This window comes from Rhizobacter sp. P2_H2, assembly GCF_056403375.1.
Genome location: NZ_JBFUFP010001744.1, coordinates 1 through 643, shown reverse-complemented (window position 1 = coordinate 643; position 643 = coordinate 1). Strand labels below are relative to the sequence as shown.

Annotated in this window: 1 protein-coding gene and 1 pseudogene; both read right to left on the bottom strand. The window is 66.2% G+C overall.

The genetic code is table 11. The features are described from left to right. A pseudogene (locus AC1D15_RS35970) lies at nt 1-280 on the bottom strand (23S rRNA (adenine(2503)-C(2))-methyltransferase RlmN); the annotation flags it as partial. Nucleotides 281-312: 32 nt separating this feature from the next. Further along, nucleotides 313-643: nucleoside-diphosphate kinase (locus AC1D15_RS35965; RefSeq protein WP_477829848.1), on the bottom strand; the 331-nt coding region annotated here is incomplete at its 5' end.

Below are 643 nucleotides of genomic sequence, written 5' to 3'. Positions count from 1 at the left end.
CCGTCTCGACGGCATTGCCGCCGCCGACGTCGAACAGCCACTTGATGGTGCCGTCGGTCGAGGCCTGCTCGCTGACGACCGCAAGCGGCGCGACGCAGGCGACGCCCGCCAGCTTGTCGCGCAAGGATTTGGYGAGGTCGGACATCGCATTGAAATCCGACGCGCCCTTCTGGTGGATCCAGCGGAACAGCTGGGTCGCACGAAAACGCTTCTCGCCGAGCCGCTCGCAGTAGGCAGCGAGCCCGTCGAGGTCGAACTCGAGGAGGTTGGTGAGACTCATGCCAGCCTCCGTCGAGAGGGGACGTTACTCGCTCAGCGCGAGTAGACGTTCATGCCCGGGAAGAAGAACGCGATCTCGACAGCCGCCGTTTCCGGGGCGTCGGAGCCGTGCACCGCATTGGCGTCGATGCTGTCGGCGAAGTCGGCGCGGATCGTGCCCTTCTCGGCCTTCTTCGGGTCGGTGGCGCCCATCAGGTCGCGGTTCTTCGCGATCGCGCCCTCGCCTTCCAGCGCCTGGATCATCACCGGGCCGGAGATCATGAAGTCGACCAGGTCCTTGAAGAACGGACGGGCCTTGTGCACCGCGTAGAACGCTTCGGCTTCACCGCGCGACAGGTGGGCCATCCGCGCGGCCACGACCTTC